Source organism: Methylibium sp. (assembly GCF_965279545.1).
In the GTDB taxonomy this organism is placed as follows: Bacteria; Pseudomonadota; Gammaproteobacteria; order Burkholderiales; family Burkholderiaceae_C; genus Methylibium.
On record NZ_OZ257250.1, the window covers coordinates 3,136,673 to 3,158,851 of the forward strand.

The 22,179-nt window shown below is 69.1% G+C and carries 23 protein-coding genes and 1 pseudogene; 14 read left to right on the top strand and 10 right to left on the bottom strand.

Features of this window, described 5'->3' with window-relative positions:
- The first annotated feature begins 36 nt into the window (after positions 1-36).
- Positions 37-801 carry an enoyl-CoA hydratase gene (locus ACQY9S_RS14705; protein WP_428420551.1) on the top strand — a complete coding sequence of 255 codons (765 nt, stop codon included), beginning with the start codon at positions 37-39 and terminating at the stop codon, positions 799-801.
- A gap of 66 nt (positions 802-867) precedes the next feature.
- Positions 868-1,698, top strand: coding sequence for an SDR family oxidoreductase (locus ACQY9S_RS14710; protein ID WP_428420553.1), 831 nt, complete (start codon positions 868-870; stop codon positions 1,696-1,698).
- A 30-nt stretch (positions 1,699-1,728) separates the two neighbouring features.
- Here ACQY9S_RS14710 and ACQY9S_RS14715 read toward each other — a convergent pair whose 3' ends face one another.
- Both ACQY9S_RS14715 and ACQY9S_RS14720 read right to left on the bottom strand, forming a co-directional pair.
- Positions 1,729-2,148, bottom strand: a complete 420-nt coding sequence (locus tag ACQY9S_RS14715; protein ID WP_428420554.1) for a response regulator — start codon at positions 2,146-2,148, stop codon at positions 1,729-1,731.
- Positions 2,103-5,243, bottom strand: coding sequence for a PAS domain S-box protein (locus tag ACQY9S_RS14720; RefSeq protein WP_428420555.1), 3,141 nt, complete (start codon positions 5,241-5,243; stop codon positions 2,103-2,105). The genes ACQY9S_RS14715 and ACQY9S_RS14720 overlap by 46 nt, the downstream gene beginning before the upstream one ends.
- Positions 5,244-5,653: 410 nt before the next feature.
- Here ACQY9S_RS14720 and ACQY9S_RS14725 point away from each other — a divergent pair, with 410 nt between their 5' ends.
- Genes ACQY9S_RS14725 through ACQY9S_RS14750 form a run of 6 tightly spaced genes read left to right on the top strand, consistent with a single transcriptional unit; the run spans position 5,654 to position 12,572 of the window.
- Positions 5,654-8,593: an EAL domain-containing protein gene (locus ACQY9S_RS14725; protein WP_428420557.1), complete on the top strand. Its 2,940-nt coding sequence runs from the start codon at positions 5,654-5,656 to the stop codon at positions 8,591-8,593.
- Positions 8,594-8,597: 4 nt separating this feature from the next.
- Positions 8,598-8,855 carry a hypothetical protein gene (locus ACQY9S_RS14730; RefSeq protein ID WP_428420558.1) on the top strand — a complete coding sequence of 86 codons (258 nt, stop codon included), beginning with the start codon at positions 8,598-8,600 and terminating at the stop codon, positions 8,853-8,855.
- A complete protein-coding gene (locus tag ACQY9S_RS14735) occupies positions 8,852-9,706 on the top strand; it encodes an HDOD domain-containing protein (RefSeq protein ID WP_428420560.1) in 855 nt (284 codons plus the stop codon). The genes ACQY9S_RS14730 and ACQY9S_RS14735 overlap by 4 nt, the downstream gene beginning before the upstream one ends.
- A 15-nt stretch (positions 9,707-9,721) precedes the next feature.
- Complete coding sequence (locus tag ACQY9S_RS14740) at positions 9,722-10,678, top strand: ATP-binding protein (RefSeq protein ID WP_428420561.1); 957 nt, start codon at positions 9,722-9,724, stop codon at positions 10,676-10,678.
- A gap of 2 nt (positions 10,679-10,680) precedes the next feature.
- The gene (locus tag ACQY9S_RS14745; protein ID WP_428420563.1) at positions 10,681-12,024 is read left to right on the top strand and encodes an HD domain-containing phosphohydrolase; all 1,344 of its coding nucleotides are present in this window, start codon (positions 10,681-10,683) and stop codon (positions 12,022-12,024) included.
- Positions 12,024-12,572: a response regulator gene (locus ACQY9S_RS14750; RefSeq protein WP_428420565.1), complete on the top strand. Its 549-nt coding sequence runs from the start codon at positions 12,024-12,026 to the stop codon at positions 12,570-12,572. Before ACQY9S_RS14745 ends, ACQY9S_RS14750 begins: the two co-directional genes overlap by 1 nt.
- A 52-nt stretch (positions 12,573-12,624) precedes the next feature.
- Here the strand turns inward: ACQY9S_RS14750 and ACQY9S_RS14755 are convergent, their stop codons facing one another.
- Positions 12,625-13,278 carry a phosphoribosyltransferase gene (locus ACQY9S_RS14755; RefSeq protein ID WP_428420566.1) on the bottom strand — a complete coding sequence of 218 codons (654 nt, stop codon included), beginning with the start codon at positions 13,276-13,278 and terminating at the stop codon, positions 12,625-12,627.
- Between the two features lie 169 nt (positions 13,279-13,447).
- On the opposite strand from ACQY9S_RS14755, the pseudogene ACQY9S_RS14760 reads away from it, so the two are divergent.
- The 4 genes and pseudogenes from ACQY9S_RS14760 to ACQY9S_RS14775 form a co-directional block, all read left to right on the top strand.
- Positions 13,448-13,537, top strand: a pseudogene (locus ACQY9S_RS14760) (CBS domain-containing protein); the annotation flags it as partial.
- A gap of 38 nt (positions 13,538-13,575) precedes the next feature.
- The gene (locus ACQY9S_RS14765; RefSeq protein WP_428420568.1) at positions 13,576-15,012 is read left to right on the top strand and encodes an NfeD family protein; all 1,437 of its coding nucleotides are present in this window, start codon (positions 13,576-13,578) and stop codon (positions 15,010-15,012) included.
- Positions 15,009-15,797, top strand: coding sequence for a slipin family protein (locus tag ACQY9S_RS14770; RefSeq protein ID WP_428420570.1), 789 nt, complete (start codon positions 15,009-15,011; stop codon positions 15,795-15,797). The genes ACQY9S_RS14765 and ACQY9S_RS14770 overlap by 4 nt, the downstream gene beginning before the upstream one ends.
- Positions 15,798-15,900: 103 nt before the next feature.
- Positions 15,901-16,266, top strand: a complete 366-nt coding sequence (locus tag ACQY9S_RS14775; protein ID WP_428420571.1) for an SPW repeat protein — start codon at positions 15,901-15,903, stop codon at positions 16,264-16,266.
- A gap of 69 nt (positions 16,267-16,335) precedes the next feature.
- Here ACQY9S_RS14775 and ACQY9S_RS14780 read toward each other — a convergent pair whose 3' ends face one another.
- Complete coding sequence (locus tag ACQY9S_RS14780) at positions 16,336-17,163, bottom strand: 2-keto-4-pentenoate hydratase (RefSeq protein ID WP_428420573.1); 828 nt, start codon at positions 17,161-17,163, stop codon at positions 16,336-16,338.
- Positions 17,164-17,380: 217 nt separating this feature from the next.
- Here ACQY9S_RS14780 and ACQY9S_RS14785 point away from each other — a divergent pair, with 217 nt between their 5' ends.
- Complete coding sequence (locus ACQY9S_RS14785; RefSeq protein ID WP_428420575.1) at positions 17,381-17,590, top strand: YgaP family membrane protein; 210 nt, start codon at positions 17,381-17,383, stop codon at positions 17,588-17,590.
- A gap of 16 nt (positions 17,591-17,606) precedes the next feature.
- Positions 17,607-17,969 (top strand): carboxymuconolactone decarboxylase family protein, encoded by a 363-nt coding sequence (locus tag ACQY9S_RS14790; RefSeq protein WP_428420577.1) that lies wholly within the window; start codon positions 17,607-17,609, stop codon positions 17,967-17,969.
- 201 nt (positions 17,970-18,170) lie between these two features.
- Here ACQY9S_RS14790 and ACQY9S_RS14795 read toward each other — a convergent pair whose 3' ends face one another.
- The 6 genes from ACQY9S_RS14795 to ACQY9S_RS14820 all read right to left on the bottom strand — a co-directional run bounded on the left by ACQY9S_RS14795 (position 18,171) and on the right by ACQY9S_RS14820 (position 22,179).
- Positions 18,171-18,785 (bottom strand): antibiotic biosynthesis monooxygenase, encoded by a 615-nt coding sequence (locus ACQY9S_RS14795; RefSeq protein WP_428420578.1) that lies wholly within the window; start codon positions 18,783-18,785, stop codon positions 18,171-18,173.
- A 31-nt stretch (positions 18,786-18,816) separates the two neighbouring features.
- Positions 18,817-19,743 carry a hypothetical protein gene (locus tag ACQY9S_RS14800; protein ID WP_428420579.1) on the bottom strand — a complete coding sequence of 309 codons (927 nt, stop codon included), beginning with the start codon at positions 19,741-19,743 and terminating at the stop codon, positions 18,817-18,819.
- 69 nt (positions 19,744-19,812) lie between these two features.
- On the bottom strand, positions 19,813-20,457 hold the full coding sequence (locus tag ACQY9S_RS14805; RefSeq protein WP_428420580.1) for a glutathione S-transferase: 645 nt from the start codon (positions 20,455-20,457) through the stop codon (positions 19,813-19,815).
- 212 nt (positions 20,458-20,669) lie between these two features.
- A complete protein-coding gene (locus ACQY9S_RS14810) occupies positions 20,670-21,131 on the bottom strand; it encodes a hypothetical protein (RefSeq protein ID WP_428420581.1) in 462 nt (153 codons plus the stop codon).
- 49 nt (positions 21,132-21,180) lie between these two features.
- Positions 21,181-21,615, bottom strand: coding sequence for a DUF2846 domain-containing protein (locus ACQY9S_RS14815; protein WP_428420582.1), 435 nt, complete (start codon positions 21,613-21,615; stop codon positions 21,181-21,183).
- 162 nt (positions 21,616-21,777) lie between these two features.
- Positions 21,778-22,179, bottom strand: coding sequence for a VOC family protein (locus tag ACQY9S_RS14820; protein WP_428420584.1), 402 nt, complete (start codon positions 22,177-22,179; stop codon positions 21,778-21,780).

Consider the following 22,179-nt stretch of genomic DNA (forward strand, 5'->3'; position numbering starts at 1 on the left):
CCGACGGCACAACCCGACACCACGGAGATCCCCGCCATGAGCGACATCCTGACCCACACCGAGGCCGGCGTGCTGACGCTGACCTTCAACCGGCTCGACAAGAAGAATTCGATCACTGCCGCGATGTACGCCACGCTCGCCGACACGCTGGCCGCGGCCCGCGACGCCGCCGCGGTGCACGTGCTCGTGATCCAGGGCCACGAGCTGATCTTCAGCGCCGGCAACGACCTCGCCGACTTCCTGAACGACCCACCGGCCAGTGCGGACGCGCCGGTGTGGCGTTTCCTGCACGGCCTGCGCAGCTTTCCGAAGCCGGTGGTCGCGGCGGTGTGCGGTGCGGCGGTCGGCATCGGCACCACGCTGCTGCTGCACTGCGACCTCGTCTACGCCGGCGACAACGCCAGGTTCAGCCTGCCCTTCGTCAACCTGGGCCTGTGCCCCGAGGCCGCCTCGAGCCTGCTGCTGCCGCAGCGCATCGGCCATGCGCGCGCCGCCGAGGCGCTGCTGCTCGGCGAGCCCTTCGGTGTCGAGCAGGCGCAGGAGTGGGGCCTGGTGAACCGCATCCTGCCGCCGAGTGAAGCGAACAACTTCGCGCAGGCGCAGGCAAGGAAGCTGGCCGACAAGCCGCAGAGTGCGCTGATCGCGACCAAGCGCCTGATGAAGGCCGCGTCGGCCGAGCCGGTGGCACGAGCGATGGCCGCCGAAGGCGAGGTGTTCGGCCCGCTGCTGCGCGGCGCGGCAGCGCGCGAGGCCTTCTCGGCCTTCGTGGACAAGCGCAAGCCGGACTTCAGCAAGGTCTGAGAGACGACGCCCGTGACTCCGCGCCCACCACCACCGGGCGCCACCCTGCCTGACGAGGAAGCTGCCATGAACCTGCGCGACAAGACCCTCTTCATCACCGGCGCGAGCCGCGGTATCGGCCTGGCGATCGCCAGGCGCGCCGCGGCCGACGGTGCCCGCATCGCGATCATCGCGAAGAGCACCGAGCCGAACCCCAGGCTGCCCGGCACCATCTACAGCGCCGCCGAGGAGATCGAGGCCGCAGGGGGCCAGGCGCTGGCGATTGCCGGCGACATCCGCGACGAAGCGAGCGTGCTGGCGGCGGTGGCGCAGACCGTGGAGCGCTTCGGCGGCATCGACATCCTCGTCAACAACGCCAGCGCGATCAGCCTCACGGCGACACCCATGACGCCGATGAAGCGCTTCGACCTGATGTTCGGCGTCAACGTGCGCGGCACCTACCTGTGCACCCAGGCCTGCCTGCCGCAGCTCGTCAGGAGCGCCGAGGCCGGCCGCAACCCGATGGTGCTGAACATGAGTCCGCCGCTGTCGATGAAGCCGCACTGGTTCAAGAACCATGTCGCCTACACGATGGCGAAGTACGGCATGAGCGAATGCACGCTGGGCCATGCGGCCGAGTTCACGGCCTATGGCATCGGCGTCAACAGCCTGTGGCCGCGCACCGCGATCGCCACCGCGGCGCTGCAGATGATCCCCGGCATCGACATCGCCCGCTGCCGCACGCCCGAGATCCTGGCCGACGCCGCCTGGCTGGTGCTGACCAGCGACGCACGCAGCGTCACCGGCAACTTCTTCATCGACGACACGCTGCTGGCCGAGCACGGCATCACGGACCTCGAGAAGTACAGCGTGACACCGGGGACGAAGGACTTCGTGCCGGACTTCTTCGTGGATTGACACCCCCCCGTCGCGTTCACCCGCATCCGATCAGCCGGCAGCCTCGGCGTAGGCGCGAACGCTCGCTGCAAAAGTGGCCACGTCGATCGGCTTGGACAGGTAGCCATCACAGCCGGCCGCGCGCATCTTGGCCTCGTCGCCCTTCATCGCGTACGCCGTGAAGGCGACGACCACGATATGCCGCGTGGCGGGATCGGCCTTGATCTGCCTCGTCAACGACAGCCCGTCCATGCCGGGCAGTTGCACGTCCATCAGGATGAGGTCGGGCTGGAACACGCCGACCCGCTCCACGGCCTGGGCCGCATTCGCAGCGGACTCGACGACGAGGCCATTCGATGTCAACAGAAACGTCACCAACTCGATGTTGATGGCGTTGTCGTCGACGACCAGAATGCGCGGTGATGTCACACACGGCTCCTCGGCGGCAGCACGCGGTGCGGCGGTCGCCATCGACGCAATTCGTCAAGCAGGTCGGTCACGACACCGCCGCCCTTGCTGACGATGGCGCTGGCCGATCGGGCCAGGCTTTCGTATTCGGCGTCCGACAGGATCATGCTGGTCCAGATGAACACCGGCGTGGCTTGCCACTGCGGCAATCGGTGCAAGCCATCCATCACCGCGAAACCATCGAAGCCGGGCATCATCAGGTCGAGAATGATGGCGTCGGGCCGGTGCTGATCGATCTCGCTCAGGGCCAGGCGGCCATCGAGCAGGCCGACCGTCTCGATGCCGAGACCCTTGAGCGTCGAGCGCATCAGGTCCAGCGCCAGGGGGTCGTCATCGATCACCATCACCTTGGCGCGGTCCGGTTCCCGTCGTCGGAAGCGGGCCATGGCCAGGACGATCTCCTCGGTGCGGATCGGCTTCGACAGCACATCGGCGATCGAGAAACCGGCGACCGTGCCCGAGTCGGCGGGCATGGTCATGCCCACCACGGGCGCAGTGCGGCTCGGGCCGTGGCTGCGGATGTTCGCGAGCACCCCGAGGCCATGCTGGTCGGGCAGCATCAGGTCCAGGGTGATCGCATCGTAGGTTCGGCCGCTCGCGTGCCGCAGCGCCTGCTCGCCGGTGGTCGCCACGTCCACGTCGAAGCCGGCTTCCGATAGCGCGTGGAACAGGCGGTCCTGGTCCCGGGGATCGTCCTCGATCACGAGCCAGCGGTTGGCAGGCGGCCCGGCGGCCGGCTGGGCGAGCGCCGCTTCGGCAAGGCACGCATCGGTGCCGTGCACACGGTTGAGCACCGCGTGGAACACGCTGCCATGCCCCACCGTGCTGCGCACCCCCACGCTGCCGCCCTGCGCCTGCACCAGGCGGCGCGTGAGCGCGAGACCGAGACCGGTGCCCTGGTGCCGCTTGTTGTAGCCGGCGTCGAGTTGCTGGAACTCGCTGAACAGGCGCGGCAGGTCGGCCGCCGCGATGCCGATGCCGTCGTCTTCGACCTCGAGCCGGAAGTGGGTTGCCCCCTCGGCACGGGCGCGAACCGTCACGTGGCCCCCCACCGGCGTGAACTTGATCGCATTCGACAGGTAGTTGAACAGCACCTGCTTGAGCCGCGCCACGTCCAACACGAGATCGGTGAGCGTCGGGTCGACGACCGTATTGACCCGGATGCGTTTTCGCAGAACGGCGGTGTTGAGGGTGTCGCTCACCTCCTTCACCAGCGCAGGCAGGTGCACCGGCTCGGGCGTGAACTCGAACTTGCCCGACTCCACCTTCGACAGGTCGAGCACGTCGTTGATCAATTGCAGCAGGTGGTGTCCGCTGGTGCTGATGTGGCCCAGGAAGACACGGTGCTTGGGCGACTCCGGCGGCACGGCGTTCGCATGCAGCAAATCGGCAAAGCCGATGATGGCGTTGAGCGGCGTGCGGAGTTCGTGGGACATGTTGGCCAGGAACAGGCTCTTCAGTCGGTTCGCTTCCTGTATCTGGCGGTTCTCGCTCTCGAGGCGCTGGGCCCTGAGCCGGGCCTCGTCGGCCGACTTCTGTTCGGTGATGTCGGTCACGATGCCGAGCACGCGCTGCGGCGTCACACCGTCCCGCACGACGCTGCCCTGGGCCCTGATCCAATGCACGCTCGTGTCGGGCCACACCACGCGGCACTCGACGCGCCAGTCTTTCAGCTCGGCGACGGCACGATGAAAAGTGCGCGCCGCTTCGGTCCGGTCTTCCGGATGCACGTGCGACAGGAAGGTGTCGAAGGTCCACTGCGCCGGCGGCTCGCCGTACCCGAAGCAGCGGTCGTGCCACTGCGAACGGCGCATCCAGCCGGTCGTCAGGTCGATGTCCCAGTCGCCGATCTGGGCCGACTCCAGCGTGAAACGCAGGCGTGCCTCGCTGTCGCGCAGAGCCGCCTCGGCACGCCGCTTGTCCGAGACGTCGCGCGCGATCCTCGACGCCCCCACGATGCGCCCCCGCGCGTCGCGGATCGGCGAGACCGTGACCGACACGTCGAGCAGACCACCCTCCTTGGTGCGGCACACGGTATCGAACGCGGGCACGCTCTTGCCGCTTGCCAGGTCGGCCAGGAGGTGCAGCTCTTTGCCTTGGCGGTCTTCCGGAATCAGCATCAGCACCGGCTGGCCGATCACCTCTTCCATGCGGTAGCCGAAGACGGCCGCGGCCCCGCTGTTCCAGTTCGTGATGCGCCCGCCGAGCGTCGTGCCGATGATCGCGTCGCTCGATGACTCCACGATCGCGGCCAGCCGCCTGGCTTCGTCCTCGGCCAGCATCAGCGACGTCATGTCGCGAAACACCATCGCCAGTCCGCGCACCGTGCCGTCGGCCAGATGCGTCAGCGTTGCGCGCACTTCCACCGTCGTGCGCCTGCCGCTGCGCGAGACCGCGACCCCATGGTCAACGGTGTCCATGGTGATGCCGTTCTCGACCATCACGTCGACCGGATTCCTCCCGGCAAACGCGGGGGGGCGGTTCCTGCGCTCGAACACCTCCCAGATGATCTGCCCCTGGGCCTCGCTCTCGGGCCACCCGGTCACTGCCTCTGCCACGGCATTCATGCGCGTCACACGGCCTTCGCGGTCGGTGGCGATGAAGCCCGCGCCGATGCTGGCGAGCGTCACGGCAAGACTTTGCTGGATCTCGATCAGCTGGTCTTCCGCGCTTCGGCGCTTGCGCATCTCCTCTTCGAGCGAGCCGATGACCGATTGCAACTGACTCACCGACGGGATCTTCAGCGCCTTCGGCATCAGCGGCCACAGCGCAACCGCCGTCAGGATCGAGATCGTCGCGGTGACCATCTTCGTCAGCGCCTGCAGGCCGTAGTCGGGTTGCCAGACGGTCCAGATGTCCATCACGTGCGTGAGACCGCAGGCAAAGATGAACGCGCTGAAGATCCACGGCACCCAGTTCATCGACGAGTCCGGCCGCTTGCGAACGAAGCTGACGATGGCCAGGGGGATCGAGAAATAGGCTGCCGCGATGACCGCGTCCGCGCCGACCATCGACCACAGCACCCCGGGCGTCCAGGTGAAACAGTAGCCGTGCGGCAGGAAGCCGCTGCGCCCCAGGAACGAACTGAGAAAATCCATGCCCGATCTCCCCGCTAGAGCGTCCTCGGCGGCCCTGCATGGTCCATCCCTGCATTCGCCGCCGGCGACCATACCGCTCGGGGTTCAGCCTAGCAAGTTGCCCGCCAAAGATGAACCCCTAGGCACAGAAGACGGACGATGACGCGCCGGGCGAGCATCCGGGGGCAACGGGTGCGGTCGATGCCCCTTCGAGGATCGGGGCCTTCAGTGCTCCCGCCCCTGCCCCCGGCGCCTCGATCCGTGCGGCGTTCAACGCGGCTGGACCCCAAGGAAGCTGCCATCGGCCGGTTTGACAACGCTCAAGGCCCGCACCGGCTGCGCGCTCAAGTTGTGCGCTGCACATGCCGACAACTGGCATGAACCGGGCATTCCCCCCCCCCGGACCCCATCCACCCATTGCAGAGATCACAGTGAATCAAGGCGAGCCGCAGCAGCGCAACCCCGCCCTTGCCGGCGAGCTCGGGATCGACGCCTATCGACTGCTGGTCGAACAGGCGCCGGTCGCCATGTTCGTCGTACAGGCATCGCGCTTGCGCCTGATCAACTCCATGCTGGCCGCGCTGTTCGGCTACACGATCGGGGAAATGCTCGACGGCCTGGACCCTGCCGATCTGGTCGCGCCCGAAGATCGGGCCAGGATCGCGGAGCAGATCCAACGCCGAGAGGCCGGCCTGCGCGGACGCTCACAGGACATCGAGTGCCTGCGCAAGGACGGCAGCTGCTTCAGCGCCCGCCTGTGGAGCGCGCGCTTCGAGCTCGAAGGCTCGCCCGCCGACCTGATCACGCTGCACGACGTGAGCGAGCTCAAGCGCATCGCGAGCACCGCCCAGCAGCGCGAGCAGCTGCTGGCACAGACCGAGGAGCTGGCGCTGATCGGCTCTTCGGAGTACGACGTGGCGACCGACACCGTCAAGCAGTCCGCGGGCATGTTCAGGATCTTTGGCGAGCCCTTTGTCGACGATCGGGTGGGGGGTGAATGGCTGATGGCGCGCGTGCCGTCCAGCGAGGAAGCCTTCGTGCGCATGATCCTGCAGGGCGTGCGCCCCGGCGAGCCGTGCGAATTCGAGCACCGCATCGTCCATGCCGACGGCAACCTGCGCACCGTGCTGCACCGGGCCACCGCCGAAGCCGGCGGCCAGGGCCACGGCATGCGGGTGATCAGCATCCTGCAGGACATCACGGCGCAGCGTCTCGCCGAGCACCAGCGCGACCAGTTCGCCCAGTCCGATGTCGTGACCCGGCTGCCCAACCGCAACGCGCTGCTCGACCACCTGGAGCGAACGGTGCTGCAGGCGCAGCGCGAATCGCGCGAGGTGGCCTTGCTGGCCCTCGAGATCGATCACCTCAAGATCGTCAGCGATTCGTTCGGCTACGGCGCGGCCGACTTGCTGCTGGCGGCCATCGGCGAGCGGCTGTCGAGTGGCGTGCTGGCGCAGCACATGCTGGCCCACCTCGGCAGCGGCCGGTATGCGGTCCCGTTGATCCACGCGGAGGACGTGAGCGAGGCCACCGCGCTCGCCGCGGCCCAGGCGGTGGTCGAGGCATTTTCCGTGCCGTTCATGGTGGAAGACACCGAAGTGCTGGTGAGTTGCGCGGTGGGCCTCGCACTGTTCCCGCGCGACGCCGAGTGCGCCGACCAGCTGCTGCACCAGGCCCAGGCCGCCATGCACCGCGCCCGCGAGCAGGGTGACAACCATGTCTGCGTGTACACCACCGACGCGAACGCCAAGGCCGCCGCGCGCCTGGCGATGGAGGCCGCGCTGCGCCGCGCGCTCGAGAAGGACGAGTTCTACCTGCACTATCAACCCCAGCTCGATCTGGCGAGCGGTGCATTGATCGGTGTCGAAGCCCTGTTGCGCTGGACCGATCCGGTGCGCGGCCAGATTTCGCCGACGGAGTTCATTCCGCTGGCGGAGGAGACCGGCCTCATCCTGCCGATCGGCGACTGGGTGCTGCGCACCGCGTGCGCGCAGAACCTCGCCTGGCAGCGGGCCGGACTCGCGCCGATCAGGGTGGCGGTGAACCTGTCGGTGCGCCAGTTCGAGCAACCCGACCTGGCGCGTCGCATCCAGCAGGTGCTGCTCGAGACGGGACTCGACCCGCACGACCTCGGCGTCGAGATCACCGAGAGCGTGATGATGATCGACGGCACCCACGTGGCACGAACGCTCGGCGAACTCAAGGCCCTGGGCGTCGAGATTTCGCTCGACGACTTCGGGACCGGGTACTCGAACCTGAGCTATCTGCGCACGCTGCCGATCGACGTCGTCAAGATCGATCGCTCCCTGGTGCACGACGTGACCGCGGCACCACAGGACGTGTCGATGGCCCGGGCCGTCATCAACATGGCCCACGGCCTGCGCATGAAGGTGCTGGCCGAGGGTGTCGAGACCGAAGGCCAGCTCGCGCTGCTGATCTCCAACGGCTGCGACCAGATGCAGGGCTACTTCTTCAGCAAGCCGGTCGCGGCCGGTGTCGTGGCCGGGATGCTGCAAGAGCGCCGCCAGCTGCCCGAGCACCTGCTGCAGCGGCGCCAGCGCAACCGCACGCTGCTGCTGGTCGACGACGAGGACAACGTCGTCTCCGCACTGAAGCGGCTGCTGCGCCGGGACGGCTACCACATCGTCACCGCCAGCTCGGGAGCCCAGGGCCTGCAGCGGCTGGCCGAACAGGCGATCGACGTCATCGTCTCGGACCAGCGCATGCCCGGCATGACCGGCGTGGAGTTCCTCCGGCGCGCCAAGGACCTGTACCCCGACACGGTGCGCATGGTGCTGTCGGGCTACACCGAGCTGCAGTCGATCACCGACGCGATCAACGAAGGGGCGATCTACAAGTTCCTGACCAAGCCCTGGGACGACGAACGGCTGCGCGGCCACATCTCGGAGGCCTTCCGGCAGAAGGAGATGTCCGACGAGAACCGGCGCCTGGGCGCACAGGTGCAGATCGCGAACCAGGAACTGGCCAAGGTCAACCAGCGCCTGCAGCGGCTGCTCGACACCCAGAACGAGCGCATGAGCCGTGAGGAAATCAGCCTCGGGATCGCCCACGACATGCTGCAGAACATGCCCACCCCGGTCATCGGCATCGACCTCGAAGGCATGATCGCCTTCGCGAACGCCGATGCCGAAACGCTCTTCTCGCGGGGCCCGTCGTTGCTCGGCCGTTTCGCTCCCGAGGCGTTGCCCGCCGACCTGCTGAAGGTGCTGGAACTCGGAGACGGCGCACACCACGGCGTGAGCGTGGACGGGCACGCCTACCTGGCGGCATGCCGCAGCCTGAACGGCGCATCCAGCCCCCGGGGCAAGCTGTTGGTGCTGGCCCCCGGTGTCCCCGTCGTTTGCCATTGAAGCCATGAGAGACACCCCCTTTCCCTTCGCCGATCGGTCGCCGACGGCGGTCCCCGCCATCCCGGCCTGCGAGGCCCGGGGCGCGGTTCGGCCGGAGGCGTCGACGGCGCCAGGGCCCGGCGCGTGCGCGGGCGACGCCTCGGCCGCAACCGCGCCGTCGTCGCAGCGCCTGCGGCATTTGTTCCGCCACATGCTCAAGCACGGTCAGGTCAACCCGCTGCTGCACATCCTGAACCACGACCGTCGGGAGGAAGCGCCGTGACCCTGCTGAGCACCGAAGCGATCCTGGCCGGCGTGCGCGAGCTGCCCGCATTGCCCGCGGTCGTGCTGGAGCTGATCCAGTCGCTGGGCGACACCGATGCCAACACGGACCAGCTCGCCGCACGCATCGCGCGAGACCAGGGGCTGGCGGCCAAGACCTTGCGCCTGGCCAATTCGTCGTTCTACGGCATGCCGCGTCAGGTCACGTCGATCGCCGACGCCACGACCATCCTCGGCTGGCGCACGGTGCGCAGCGTGGCCACGGCCGCCGGCCTGACCGCCATGATGCACACCCCGGACTGCCCGGGCTTCGACTTCAAGGCCTTCTGGCGCCACGCCATCGGCACCGCGCTGTGCGCCGCGTCGCTGGCGCGAGGCACGCCGCTGGACGAGGGCCTGGGCTTCACGGCGGGCTTGCTGCACGATCTCGGCCGCCTGGCGCTCGCCAGCAGTTTCGCCGGCCCGTACGCGCAGGTCCTGCGTCATCGCGGCGAATGCGACGGTCCCGTGCTGGAGTCCGAGCGCGCCGTGCTGGGAACCGACCACGCTGCCGTCGGCAGCCTGCTTGCCGAGCACTGGTGCTTCGCGAGCTGCATGGTCGAGGCCATTGCCGCGCATCACGAGCCGCAGCCGCTCACGTCCCGCCCGGGCCCTGCCGACCTCGCCGACCTGGTGCACGTGGCCGACAACATGGCCCATGCGCTGGACCTGTCGCACGCGGACGACGACCTCGTGCCGCCGCTGTCGATGGCAGCGTGGTCCCGACTGGACCTGAACGAACGCCGCTGCGTGGAAGTCGTGCGTGAAGTGCGGATGCAGCATGAAGCGGTCTGCAATGCGATCCTGTCCTGAATTCGGAGAAGCCTCTTGAACCTGTCGATCGCCCAGACCGTGCCAGAGCCCGCCGACGCCCACGCCTGCAACGAGAGCGCCGTGCCATCGACGGGTGACCAGGTGCAGGAGCTGCTGCGCGCCAACGCCGAACTCAAGCAGTTGAACGCCCGCCTGTCCGATGCGCAGGACAAGCTGATGCAGTCCGAGAAGCTCGCCTCGATCGGCCAGCTGGCCGCCGGCGTGGCCCACGAGATCAACAATCCCATCGGCTACATCTTCTCCAACTTCGGCACGCTGGAGAAGTACATCGCGGACCTGTTCGAGATGCTGGCCGCCTACGAGGAAGCCGAAACCGCCCTGGCCGGCACACCGGTCGGCGCCCGGCTCGAGACCCTGCGCGAGACCATCGAGCTCGACTTCCTGAAGGACGATATCCCGATGCTGATGTCCGAGTCGAAGGAGGGCATCACGCGCGTGCGCAAGATCGTGCAGAACCTGAAGGATTTCTCGCGTGTGGACACGACGCAGGAATGGGTGATGGCCGACCTGCACCACGGCATCGACTCGACGCTCAACATCGTCAACAACGAGATCAAGTACAAGGCCGACGTCGTCAAGGCCTACGGCGAGATGCCCGACGTGGAATGCCTGCCTTCCGAGCTGAACCAGGTGTTCATGAACCTGCTGGTCAATGCGGCGCACGCGATCACGGCCGAGCGCGGCACGATCACCGTGCGCACCGGTTGCGCCGACGACACGGCCTGGGTCGAGGTCGCCGACTCCGGCGAAGGCATCGCCAAGGAGAACCTCGGCCGCATCTTCGATCCCTTCTTCACCACGAAGCCGGTGGGCAAGGGCACCGGGCTGGGGTTGTCGCTGTCGTACGGCATCGTCAAGAAGCACCTGGGGCAGATCGAGGTGAGCAGCGAGGTCGGCGTCGGCACGGTGTTTCGTGTCACGCTGCCGGTCCGCCGGCGGCCCGAGGCCTGAGCATGGACACCGCAACCCCGGCCCCCGCGGCCACGGCCGCCGACGCATCGTTGCTGCGCGAAGCGCCCGCGAGTCCCTGGAACGTGCTGTGCGTGGATGACGAGCCGAACATCGGCTCGGCCCTGCGGCGCCTGTTCCGGGGCAGCGGCTACCGGGTGTTGACGGCCGAGAGCGCGGCGCAGGCGCTGAGCGTGCTGGAGGCGGAGCCGGTCGACCTGATCATCTCGGACATGCGCATGCCGGGCATGGACGGTGCGCAGCTGCTCGAGCAGGTGCGTGCGCGCTGGCCTGCCGTCACGCGGCTGCTGCTGACGGGCTATGCCGACGTGCAGTCCACCGTCGCCGCCATCAACCGCGGCGAGGTCTACCGCTACATCACCAAGCCCTGGAACGACGCCGAGCTCCTGCTGACAGTGCGCGAAGCGTTCGAGCACCAGGCGCTGCGGCGCGAGACGCGCCGGCTGGAGGCGCTGACGCGCTCGCAGAACGCCGAGCTCAAGGAGCTCAATGCCACGCTCGAGCACAAGGTCGATGCGCGCACGCAGCAGTTGTCGCAGGCCAATGACAAGCTGCGCAAGAACTACCTCACGTCGATCAAGGTCTTCTCCAATCTGATCGAACTGCGCGGCGGGCACCTGGTGGGGCACTCGCGGCGCGTCGCGGAGCTGGCCCGCCGCACCGCACGCGAGCTGGGCCTCGACGAGAACGCCCAGCAGGAGATCTTCATCGCCGGCCTGCTGCACGACGTCGGCCAGATCGGACTGTCGGACAGCCTGCTCACGCGGCCGGTGCCGCGCATGTCGAGCGAGGAACTCGCGCTGTACCGCAAGCACCCGGCGATGGGTGAGCAGGCCCTGATGGCGCTGGACGACATGCAGCCGGTGGCCGCGCTGATCCGCGCTCACCACGAGCGCCACGACGGCAAGGGCTTCCCCGACGGCCTGCAGGGCGACGCGATCCCGCTGGGGGCCCGCATCCTGGCCGTGGCCGACACCTTCGACGACCTGCAGTCGGGCCACCTCGGTTCCTCGGGCCTCGACGCGATCCAGGCACGCACGATCATCGCGCGCGGCCGCGGCACGTTGCACCACCCCGAAGTGATCGACGTGTTCCTGCAGGTGGCTCTGGAGGCAACGCCGGGCGCCGCGGCGCCGCCGGTACCGACCTCCACCGCGGAACTCCAGCCGGGCATGGTGCTGGCCCGCGAACTGGTGTCCGCGGAGGGCGTGATGCTGCTGGCCGCCGGCCACGTACTGAGCGCCGACCTGATCCAGCGGGTGCGTCAGTACGAGCGCCGCGACGGACTCAGCCTCGTGCTCCACATCAAACCACAACGGAGATCCTGATGCCTCGACTGCTGCTGCTCGACGACGAGCCCCACGTGCTGGCGGCCCTGAAGCGGACCCTGCGACTGGGCTTCGGCACCGAGCTGCACATCGAGTCGACCACCGACCCGCGGATCGCGCTGCGGCGCGTCGCCGAGGCGGCGTTCGATCTGGTGGTCTCGGACTACCGCATGCCGTCGATGAACGGCATCGAGTTCCTCCAGCGGGTGCGCGCGCTCCAGCCGCACACCGTGCGCATCATCCTCAGCGCGTCGTCCGAAGTCAGGACGGTCATGCTGGCGGTCAATGCGGTGGAGGTCTTTCGCTATCTCGCCAAACCCTGGAGCGACGACGAACTCGTCGTGCAGGTCCGCCAGGCCTTGCGCCACGCGGAGCAATCGCGCCACGACCGCGAACTGGCCGACGCGATGAAGGTGCAGCGAGGCGAGTCGACTGCCGCAGCCGCCGAACGGCGCCGGCTCGAAACCATCGAGCCCGGCATCACCCATGTGGAATGGGGGCCGCAGGGCGAGGTGCTGATGCCGGACCTCGCCGACACGATCCACTAGGACCTGGGGGGGTGCAGCCCCTCGCCGATCGAGCGCGCCCGGCCCTCGTCCGTCACGCCAGCAAGGCCAGCACCTCTTCATCGTCCAGCTGGTGGAAGTCCACGTAGTGCTCGCCGATCGACCAGAACGGCGTGGGCGTTGCCAGGCAATGCACTTCGTCCACCAGCGCGCCGAGCCGCTGCAGCGTCGCCAGCGGTGCCACCGGCACCGCGAGCACCAGCCGCGAGGCACCGGCCCGCCGCAAGACCTCGAGCGCCGCGGCCATGGTCGTTCCGGTCGCCAGTCCGTCGTCGACCACCACGACCGTGCGCCCCGACACCGCCGCCGGCGCCCGCCCACCGCGGTAGCACAGGCGCCGCGCTTGCAGCACCTGGCGCTCCCGGGCCACGGCGGCGTCCAGCCAGCCCGCCTCCACCGGCCAATCGGCCGCCAGCTCCGCGTTGAGCTCCAGCACCGGCGGGTCGCCGTCGACCAGCGCGGCATAGGCCAGCTCGGGCTGGCCCGGCGCGCCCACCTTGCGCACCAGCAACAGGTCCAGCTCGGCATGCAGCGCGTCGGCGATCGGCCGGGCCACGGCCACGCCGCCGCGCGGCAGCGCGAGCACGAGCCCGTTCGCCGCGGCGGGCGACTGCGCCAGCAGCAATCGTGCGAGCCGCCGTCCGGCCTCGGCGCGGTCGCGCAGCGGCAGAAACCGTGTCTTGCTCATGGCGGTGGAGGATGTGCAAGGATCGTAGCGCTTGCCGCTGCCGTGCATGCCCGGCAGCCACCCCATGAAGACCGTCGCCAGCATTCTCGAGTCCAAGGTCGATCCGGTCGTCCACACCATCGCGCCCGAGGCCAGCGTGTTCGAGGCCGTCAGGCTGATGGCGGACAAGAACATCGGCGACCTGGTCAAGGACATCATCTCCGAGCAGCAGTTCATCATCGAACAGCTCGAACACTGCATCTCGGGACAGCGGGACTAGGGGCCCCATCGAACGGACGGGATCGTGCAGGTGAAGACATGAAGTTCGCCGCCGCATGCTTGCTGGCCCTGACGCTCCTGGTCTGCACCAGCGCACTGGCCGGTGCCCGGGCGCCGCCCGCAACCGCCGCGGCAACGCCGGGCGCCGTGGTGCTGATGACGGTGGAAGGCGCGATCGGCCCGGCAACGGCCGACTACCTGCACCGCGGGCTCGCGCTGGCCGCCGCGCAGCGGGCGCCGCTCGCGGTGCTGCAGATCGACACCCCGGGCGGGCTGGATGTCTCGATGCGCCACATCATCAAGGACATCCTCGCATCGCCGGTGCCGGTGGTGGCCTTCGTCGCGCCCGACGGCGCCCGCGCGGCCAGCGCGGGAACCTACATCCTGTACGCCAGCCACATCGCGGCGATGGCGCCGGCCTCCAACCTCGGTGCGGCCACGCCGGTGGCGATCGGCCTGCCGACCCCGGGCGGGCCGGCGGCGCATCCCTTGCCGCCACCCCGCCGCGCCTCCGAAGCGAGCACCGCGGACGGTTCGCGCCCGGCCGCCGCGCCGCCGGGCGAACCGGGCGCCGAGGCGATGACCGCCAAGCAGCTGTCCGACGCGTCGGCCTACATCCGCAGTCTCGCGCAACTGCGCGGGCGCAATGCGCAGTGGGCCGAGCAGGCGGTGCGCGAGGCGGTGAGCCTGTCGTCCCATGAGGCGCTGAAGCTCGACGTGATCAGCTTGATCGCGCGCGACGTGCCGGACCTGCTGCGCCAGCTGGACGGGCGCGAAGTCCCGCTCGCCACCGGCACGGTGCGGTTGGCCACCCGGAACGCGCCGCTGCTCGCCTTCGAGCCGGACTGGCGCAGCCGGCTGCTGTCGGTGATCACGGATCCGAGCCTGGCCTTGCTGCTGCTGCTGATCGGCGTCTATGGCCTGCTGTTCGAGTTCTCCAACCCGGGCTTCGTGCTGCCGGGCGTGGTCGGCGCGACCTGCCTGCTGCTGGCGCTGTTCGCGCTGCAGATGCTGCCGGTCAACTACGCCGGGCTGGCGCTGATCCTGCTCGGCGTGGCCTTCCTCGTCGCCGAAGCCTTTCTGCCGAGCTTCGGCGTGCTGGGACTGGGCGGCATGGCCGCATTCGCGTTCGGCGCGCTGCTGCTGATCGACAGCGATGCGCCGGGCTTCGGCGTCCCGCGGTGGCTGGTCGCGGCCCTGACGGTCGTCTCCGCGGCGTTCGTTCTGGGCGTCGCGGGCATGGCGGCGCAGGCACGCCGCCGGCCGCACGCGAACGGCGCCGCCGCGCTGCTCGGCGCCAGCGGCGAACTGGTCGAGTTCTCGGCGGGTGAAGGCTGGGCCCTGATCCACGGCGAACCGTGGCAGGTGCGCAGCGCGGACGCTCTGCGGGCCGGCCACGCCGTGCGGGTCAAGGGCGTGCGCGGTCTCACGCTCGACGTGGAAGCGCAAGGCCGCCAACCCAGCACAGGAGCATGACCATGTTGTTCGATTTCGGTGCCGGACTGGCCGTGGGCCTAGTGCTGCTGGTGCTGCTGCTGGCGACAGCGCTGCGCATCCTGCGCGAGTACGAGCGGGGCGTCGTGTTCCAGCTCGGCCGCTTCTGGAAGGTCAAGGGCCCGGGCCTGGTGATCCTGATTCCCGGCATCCAGCAGATGGTGAAGGTGGGCCTGCGGGTGATGGTGCTGGACATCCCGGCTCAGGACGTGATCACGCGCGACAACGTCTCGGTGAAGGTCAACGCCGTCCTCTATTTCCGCGTCGTCGATCCCGAAAAGGCGATCATCCAGGTGGAGAACTACCTCGCCGCCACCAGCCAGCTGGCCCAGACCACGCTGCGCGCCGTGCTCGGCAAGCACGAGCTCGACGACCTGCTGGCCGAGCGCGAGCGCCTGAACCTCGACATCCAGAAAATCCTCGCGGCCTTGACCGACGCCTGGGGCATCAAGGTGACCAACGTCGAGATCAAGCATGTCGATCTGAACGACAGCATGGTGCGGGCCATCGCCCGCCAGGCCGAAGCCGAGCGCGAGCGGCGCGCCAAGGTGATCCACGCCGAAGGCGAACTGCAGGCCTCGGTGAAGCTGGCCGAGGCGGCCGAGATCCTCGGACGCCAGCCGCAGGCCCTGCAGCTGCGCTATCTCGAAACGCTGACGGTGATTGCCGCCGACAAGAATTCGACCATCGTGTTCCCGCTGCCGCTCGACCTGCTGACGCCCTTGCTCCGGTGGTTGGACAGGGCACCGGGATCGCCGAAGGAATAGCCGCGCAGCGACCGCCCCCCTCGACCGCCGCGGAACAAGACGGCGACCGGCCGATCCAACCCACTGCAGTTGGCGTTCTCTCCAACCGCAGGAGGTCAAAACCATGAAGCAAATGAAGCATTGGCAAGATCCGGTCAACGCCCTCGTCGGGGGCTGTCTGATCCTGTCGCCTTGGGCCCTGGGCATCCAGAGCGAAACGGTGGCAATGGCTAACGCGGTTGTCATCGGTCTGGCGCTGATCGCCGTGGCGCTCGGGGCGATCCTCGTTCCGCAGGCCTGGGAAGAGTGGACCGAGTTCGCGCTCGGACTGTGGCTGATCGCCTCGCCCTGGGTGCTCGGATTCGCCGCGCTGCGCGAGGCGAGGCTCGGGGCCGTGATCGCTGGCGTCGTGGTGGCAGCGCTCGCGCTGTGGACGCTGATGACCGACAAGGACTACAACAGCTGGTGGCGCAACCGCATGGCCCATTGACGCCGAAGGGCCGCCTGCGCTCGGGCTGAAGCGCGGCGCCGTTGGCCTGGCCGCGGCGCGGGCCCCGGCTCAGTCGACGAACTCGACCACCAGCCCCGGCAGCGCGATGCCCCGCAGCGCGGTGTGCCAGGTCTGGCCGGCGCGCACCGGCTGCGCGGTGGTGAGCGTGCCGGTGGTCACCAGTTCGTCGGCCTGCAGCGGCAAAGACCCGGGCTGCCCATCCAGCACGCCGACCAGGTGCGCCAGCGCGGCCAGCGGACTGCCCAGCACATTGGCCCCCACGCCGACCTCGCGCACCGCGCCGTTGCACACCAGCTCGACCGAGAAGGCGGCCAGCGCCGTCATCAGCCCCGGCTGCAGCTGCGCGACCGGCTGCGGCTCGCCGACCAGCAGCGTGCCGTGCAGCGCCGCGTCGGCCACGGTGTCGGCGGCCTGGAACCGCCAGCCCGGGAAGTGCGACTGCACGATCTCGAACGCATGGGCGACCCAGTCGATGCAGGCCAGGATGGCCGCCGGGTCGGCGCCGACCGGCGGCGCGCGGTGGAAGTGCAGCACGATCTCGGGCTCGATCTTCGGCTCGGTGAACGGCGCGAGGTGGCAGACGTGGTACCCGCCTGCCACACGCACCACCGTGCGGTCGTACACGTGGGCCCAGATCGGCTCGCGCACGCCGTAGAGCGACCACATCTCCGGGTTGGTGAAACCGATCTTGCGGCCGACCGCGCGCGCGCCGTCGCGCAGCCGCGCCTCGTGCACGCGCTGCGCCACCGCATAGGCGGCCGGCACGTCGAAGCCGTCCACCTGCGACGTGAAGGGCGCGATCTGGCAGGCCGCATCCTGCGCGGCCTTTATCTGTCGTGCAAAGTGTTCGAGGTTCGGTGCCGCCGTCATGGTCATGTGTGTGTCCTGGGTTGCCCCCCGATGTCGACCACCGCACGCTAGCGGCGCTGTTCGGGCGAAGTCAATCCCGCCATGGCCAGCGCCGCGGTGCGCCCCCTAAGGTGAGGCTGCATCGGCGAGCCGCTGGCGGCCCCATCTGGCCCGGACTTGATACACGTCATCACCCCGCCTGCGCCATGCCGTCATGATGGGCCGAGCTTCAAAAGGAGATGTCATGAACCAGAACGTGGGAACCCTCGACCGCGGCGTGCGGATCGTCGCTGGCGTGGCGCTGATCGCCGCCACCTTGATGGGCTACATCGGACCCTGGGGCTGGATCGGCGTGGTGCCGCTCGCGACCGGGCTGTTCCGCTTCTGCCCGGCCTACCTGCCGCTCGGGCTCAGCACCTGCGCGACGCGCGGCGGCACCGGCAACCGCAAGTGACCGACCCGGCACCCGCATGGCCCACACCGACACCCGCTACCGCGACCTGACGCAGGGCGTGTCCACCCGGCTCGCCAGCCTGCGCGCCGGCGTGCCGGAGGTGATGAAGGGCTTTGGCGAACTGGGCCGCGCGGCCATGGTCGACGGCGCACTGGACAAGAAGACCAAGGAGCTGATCGCCGTGGCGCTGAGCGTGGCGGCGCGCTGCGACCCCTGCATCGGCTTTCACATGCAGGCGCTGGTGAAGCTTGGCGCGTCGCGGCAGGAGCTGGACGAAGCGCTGGGCGTGGCCGTCTACATGGGCGGCGGCCCGTCGCTGATGTACGCCGCCCAGGCAGTGTCCGCCTACGACGAGTTCGCGCGCGGCTCCGCGCCGTAGGCCCGGTCTTACGGGCGCGCTTGCGCCCGTAAGACCGACGGGCGACCGGATCGGCTGAACACGGGGTGGCCCCTCCCCACCGAACGGAAGCCACCATGATCAAGCAACACCCCGCCCACATCGAGCCGTCCGAGCATTCGCCCCCAGGTCGGCGAGACGCCGGAGAACCCGCGGATGTGACGGCCGCGCGCGGCCCGGGCCTCACCGGTACAGCCACCGGGCCATCAGCCGCGTGTACCTCGGCATCACGACGTACGCCAGCAGCCCGACCACGATCGCCGACGCGATGAAGTGTTCGACGAATCGGTTCTGCAGCAGCGGCACCGGGCCGAGCAGCCGCTGCACCAGCGGCGGGACGATCAGCGTCAGCGGGTAGATCACCGACAGCGTCAGCAGGAACTGCTTGTAGCGCTTCGCCGGCTTCTGGCCCGCCGGCGGGCGGAACCAGAACTCGAGCCCGGTGACCGTTTCGACCTTCTCATCGCCGGCCAGGAAGGGTGAGGCCTCCTCGATGAGCTGCCGCCGCGCCTCCGAACGGAACCAGTCTTCGGCATGCGCCAGCGAATCGAACCGGATCGTGATGGTGTAGCTGGAGCTGCCGGCGGCCGGCGGGATGACATTGACGCCCCGATGCCCCGGAAAGCGCGCCGCGACCGGCATGATCTTCTTCAACCACTGCTCGTACGGCGCCACCGCCTCCGGCCTGACCTGCTGCTGGATGACCGAGGTCACCATGTCCGGACGCGGGAGTTCACGCGCCGCGATGTCCGACAGCGTGGCCGTGCGCAGCTCCGGATGCCGTTCCTCGTTGTTCATCGTCTGCTTCTCCGCGACACCGCGCCGGGTGTCAAAGCGCTCGTGCCGAGCGATCTCCCACTTCGGACGCCGGAGCAGCAAGTCGAAGGCCGACCGCGCCCAACCCACCGGTGCGCGCCGCCGGCGGCGCGCGCAGCGCCTCGCCGATCGAGCGCGCCCTCGGCGCGTAGGTCGAGAGCGCCGCACCCGCCACCGCCAGGAATACCGCCGTCAGCGCGAACGGCAGCGCAGTGCGGCGCAGCGCCGTGGTGAACCAGTGCCGGCTGTCGTCGCCAGCACGCAGCCGGCGGTACAGCGTGTACGACAGCGCGCCGTCGAGCAGCAGCTCGGCAAACAGCGCCGGCGCCACGTACACCACATACAGCGAGGCCAGCGCCAGGCCGACCGCCAGCGCAATGGCAACGAGCGGGATCGCCAGCTCGTCGGCGTCGAACGCTGAACCTGCCGCGTCGCCGATCGATGGTAGATCGACGGAAGTCGACGGCGCGGGGGCCACATCGGCCCACGCGCCGGCCGGCCCGTCGAACGAGCCACTCGCGCCCCCGCCCCCGAAATCGCCCCCGCCGCCGCTGTGCAGCGGCAGCGGCGCATCGCCCAGGCCACCGCCGCTGGGCAGGAAGCCGGTCGGGTCGGGCACGTCCCCGTAATCCGACGCCTTGGTGCGCAGCCACAGCCACAGCAGGCACAGGAACACGCCGTATGCGCCGGCCAGCGCCAGCGGATAGCGCAGCGCCATGCGGTCGACGCCGGCGTGCAGCAGCAGGAAGGAGCACAACAGCCCCGCCGCGCCGGTGAGCGCGACGATCAGCGACATCTGCAGCCGCGGCCACGAGCCCGCCTCGAGCTGACGCTGCAGGCGCAGCACGACGAGCGAGCGCGTGAGATGGGCGCTGCGGCGGCGCTTGTCGCGGCCATCGCCGCCCGTGGCGCGCGACGCTGGAACGACGGAGGGTTTCATGCCTCGGTCGCGCACGCGTGCGTGGGACGGGCAGGCTGCGGTGCGCTGCGGCCCGGGGGCTCCATGACCTCAGCCCTCAACCGGGCAGGTGCCGTCGCCGTGCGGCGCGGCGCGGAAGGCCGGCAGGCATTCGGCCCGCGCCGAATGCTCGGCGAGCCGCGGGTGCTGCGCCGGGCTCACCACGCCCGGCAGCAGCGCCTGCGTGAAATACCAGGCCACGGCGGTGCTGACGCCCGCCTGGTCGATGGTGTCGGCCGCTACCGCGAGCGGCCGGCGCGCCAGCGCGGCCTCCAGCTCGCCGTAGGCGGCCAGCGTCTGGCCGGTCACGCGCGCGAGCCAGGGCGCGTGCTGCTTGTCGGCCGGGCGCAGCTGCTGCTCGTAGACGATCTGCACGCTCTTCTCGCAGGCGGCGAGCGCCAGCCCCACGAGCTGCAGCGTGTGCCGGCGCTCGGCCAGGCCGGCGGGCATCAGGCGGCGCGCCGTGGTGGGCGCGGCCAGCGCCTCGGCGTGATCGAGGATCAGCGTGGAGTCGAGCAGCACGGCGCCGTCGTCGCACACCAGCGACGGCGCTTTGACCACCGGGCTGATCCGGCGGAACGCGTCGTAGCCGCGAAAGACCGAGATCGAGCGGTGCTCGAACGGCAGCCCGAGCAGCTGCAGCGACACCGCGACGCGGCGGACGTAGGGGGAGTCGAGCATGCCGATGAGTTGCATGGTGGCGCCTCTGCGGGTGGGGTTCAGCGCGATTGTGGCGTGCTCCTCACTGCGGCGCCGGGAACGGTCGGCGCCCCGCGCAGCCGACGATGCCGAAACCGAACTCCATGGCGACCGCCAGTGCCAGCAGCAGCGCCACGGCGATCAGGCCGCTGGTGGTCGTACATCCGCTCGTTCATCACATTGCGGCCCGGCCTCCGCCCTTTATCGGGCTACTTGCTGGCCACAGCCTCGGTGCCGAGCAGCGGATGACCCTCCTTCTCGGCCGTGCGGTCGAAGACCAGGGTCTTGCCGAAGACCAGTTGCACCCACGTCGGGTAGGTGTACGCGGTGCCCCTGTTGTGGTCGACGATGGCACCGATGCCACCACCGAGAATGATGTTGCCCCACATACCGCCATTGGCCCGAGATATCGCCCGCGCCACCGCGTCCGGATTCTGCGGCTGCACGCACGTGATATCGAGATCCTTGCTCGAGCGCCGGACCTGCGCGGTGTCGCCGGACTTCACATTGATCGAGCCGTAGTCGTTGGTCAGCTTGCAGTCGGCCCCGGTGACGGCCTGGCCCTCGGCCGTCATGGTCTCGATCTTCATGGGATGCGTCGTCTCGTTCACCACGGTGGCGCAGCCGGTGAAGACGAAGGGGGCGCACGCGATGGCCAGAAGTTTGTTCATGGTCGGTTCTTGGATGGAGTCGTCTCGAGACAGGGTGATGAGGCAGCCGTCACTTGCCGACGGCGAGCTTGGTCTCGGCAACGCCCTTCTTGCCGTCCTGCTCGCTCACGACGTGCAGCTTGGTGCGGGCGAACAACAGGCCCATCTTCACCTCCTGCCAGATGAAGGCCAGCGTGCCGGGCTTGAGGTCGACCTCCACCGTGTCGGTGTTCTCCGCCTTCGACGCCACGGTGTGCAGGCCCGGTGCGACCTCGCGGTACATGTAGGTGTTGGCGGCAGTCTCACCGATGTTCTGGCCGTCCAGGAGCACGTCCATCTTGACCGCCGCCCCCATGGACTCGTTGCGGTAGATGTAGATGCCCGCCTTGTCCGCAGGCGCCTGGAAGGTCTTGAGGGTGGCGTCCTGCTTCGCGTCGCCCATCGGCACCGAGGCGCATCCGACGAGTGCAAGGGTGAGGGCAAGCGCTGCTGGCAATCTGTACATCGGGTGATCCTCCTGATCGTTGGTTGTTGTCGAGCGGAAAACTTTGGGAGTGTATTGAGGCGCGCGACGCGCCCCAGGCGCCCCATAGGGCTTGCAGATCCGGGCCGACGAACACCCGTCCGCCTTCCGGCCGAAGGAACTCTTCGGCCGGCCTCGAAGGTGTCATCGCCCCACGGGATTCGGTTGCCGCGCGTAGCTCAGCGTCAGGGCCTCCCAGACGTGACCGTCGGGCTCGCTCCAGTACACGATGCGGCCGCCGTGCTGCGTATTCACCCGCATGTCGACGGGGCCGTGCGGCGTGCTCCTGTATTCGATGCCGCGGGTCGTGAGCCTGGCGAGGATGCGCTCAAACGCCGACTCGCCGACGCGGAAGCAGAAATGCTGAACCGGGAACGCCCCATCGACCTGGTCGAAGTCGAGCGTGAGTCCCTCGTTGACGTAGACCGGGCAGAACGGGCCGACGCCGGCCTCCGACCACGGCACGTCCAGGATGAAGGCGAGCAAGTCTGCCGAGGCTCGCCTGTCACGGGCGGACACCATCGTGTGGTCGAGTTCAACGCTCAC

What these genes read in the sequence shown, in the direction of transcription:
- ACQY9S_RS14795 (WP_428420578.1), bottom strand. Translation starts at nt 18,785, where the DNA reads ATGAACAACGAGGAACGGCATCCGGAGCTGCGCACGGCCACGCTGTCG.
- ACQY9S_RS14770 (WP_428420570.1), top strand. Translation starts at nt 15,009, where the DNA reads ATGACCATGTTGTTCGATTTCGGTGCCGGACTGGCCGTGGGCCTAGTG.
- ACQY9S_RS14810 (WP_428420581.1), bottom strand. Translation starts at nt 21,131, where the DNA reads ATGAACAAACTTCTGGCCATCGCGTGCGCCCCCTTCGTCTTCACCGGC.
- ACQY9S_RS14775 (WP_428420571.1), top strand. Translation starts at nt 15,901, where the DNA reads ATGAAGCAAATGAAGCATTGGCAAGATCCGGTCAACGCCCTCGTCGGG.
- ACQY9S_RS14720 (WP_428420555.1), bottom strand. Translation starts at nt 5,243, where the DNA reads ATGGATTTTCTCAGTTCGTTCCTGGGGCGCAGCGGCTTCCTGCCGCAC.
- ACQY9S_RS14730 (WP_428420558.1), top strand. Translation starts at nt 8,598, where the DNA reads ATGAGAGACACCCCCTTTCCCTTCGCCGATCGGTCGCCGACGGCGGTC.
- ACQY9S_RS14780 (WP_428420573.1), bottom strand. Translation starts at nt 17,163, where the DNA reads ATGACCATGACGGCGGCACCGAACCTCGAACACTTTGCACGACAGATA.
- ACQY9S_RS14755 (WP_428420566.1), bottom strand. Translation starts at nt 13,278, where the DNA reads ATGAGCAAGACACGGTTTCTGCCGCTGCGCGACCGCGCCGAGGCCGGA.
- ACQY9S_RS14790 (WP_428420577.1), top strand. Translation starts at nt 17,607, where the DNA reads ATGGCCCACACCGACACCCGCTACCGCGACCTGACGCAGGGCGTGTCC.
- ACQY9S_RS14765 (WP_428420568.1), top strand. Translation starts at nt 13,576, where the DNA reads ATGAAGTTCGCCGCCGCATGCTTGCTGGCCCTGACGCTCCTGGTCTGC.
- ACQY9S_RS14745 (WP_428420563.1), top strand. Translation starts at nt 10,681, where the DNA reads ATGGACACCGCAACCCCGGCCCCCGCGGCCACGGCCGCCGACGCATCG.
- ACQY9S_RS14815 (WP_428420582.1), bottom strand. Translation starts at nt 21,615, where the DNA reads ATGTACAGATTGCCAGCAGCGCTTGCCCTCACCCTTGCACTCGTCGGA.
- ACQY9S_RS14805 (WP_428420580.1), bottom strand. Translation starts at nt 20,457, where the DNA reads ATGCAACTCATCGGCATGCTCGACTCCCCCTACGTCCGCCGCGTCGCG.
- ACQY9S_RS14800 (WP_428420579.1), bottom strand. Translation starts at nt 19,743, where the DNA reads ATGAAACCCTCCGTCGTTCCAGCGTCGCGCGCCACGGGCGGCGATGGC.
- ACQY9S_RS14710 (WP_428420553.1), top strand. Translation starts at nt 868, where the DNA reads ATGAACCTGCGCGACAAGACCCTCTTCATCACCGGCGCGAGCCGCGGT.
- ACQY9S_RS14785 (WP_428420575.1), top strand. Translation starts at nt 17,381, where the DNA reads ATGAACCAGAACGTGGGAACCCTCGACCGCGGCGTGCGGATCGTCGCT.
- ACQY9S_RS14705 (WP_428420551.1), top strand. Translation starts at nt 37, where the DNA reads ATGAGCGACATCCTGACCCACACCGAGGCCGGCGTGCTGACGCTGACC.
- ACQY9S_RS14750 (WP_428420565.1), top strand. Translation starts at nt 12,024, where the DNA reads ATGCCTCGACTGCTGCTGCTCGACGACGAGCCCCACGTGCTGGCGGCC.
- ACQY9S_RS14715 (WP_428420554.1), bottom strand. Translation starts at nt 2,148, where the DNA reads ATGGCGACCGCCGCACCGCGTGCTGCCGCCGAGGAGCCGTGTGTGACA.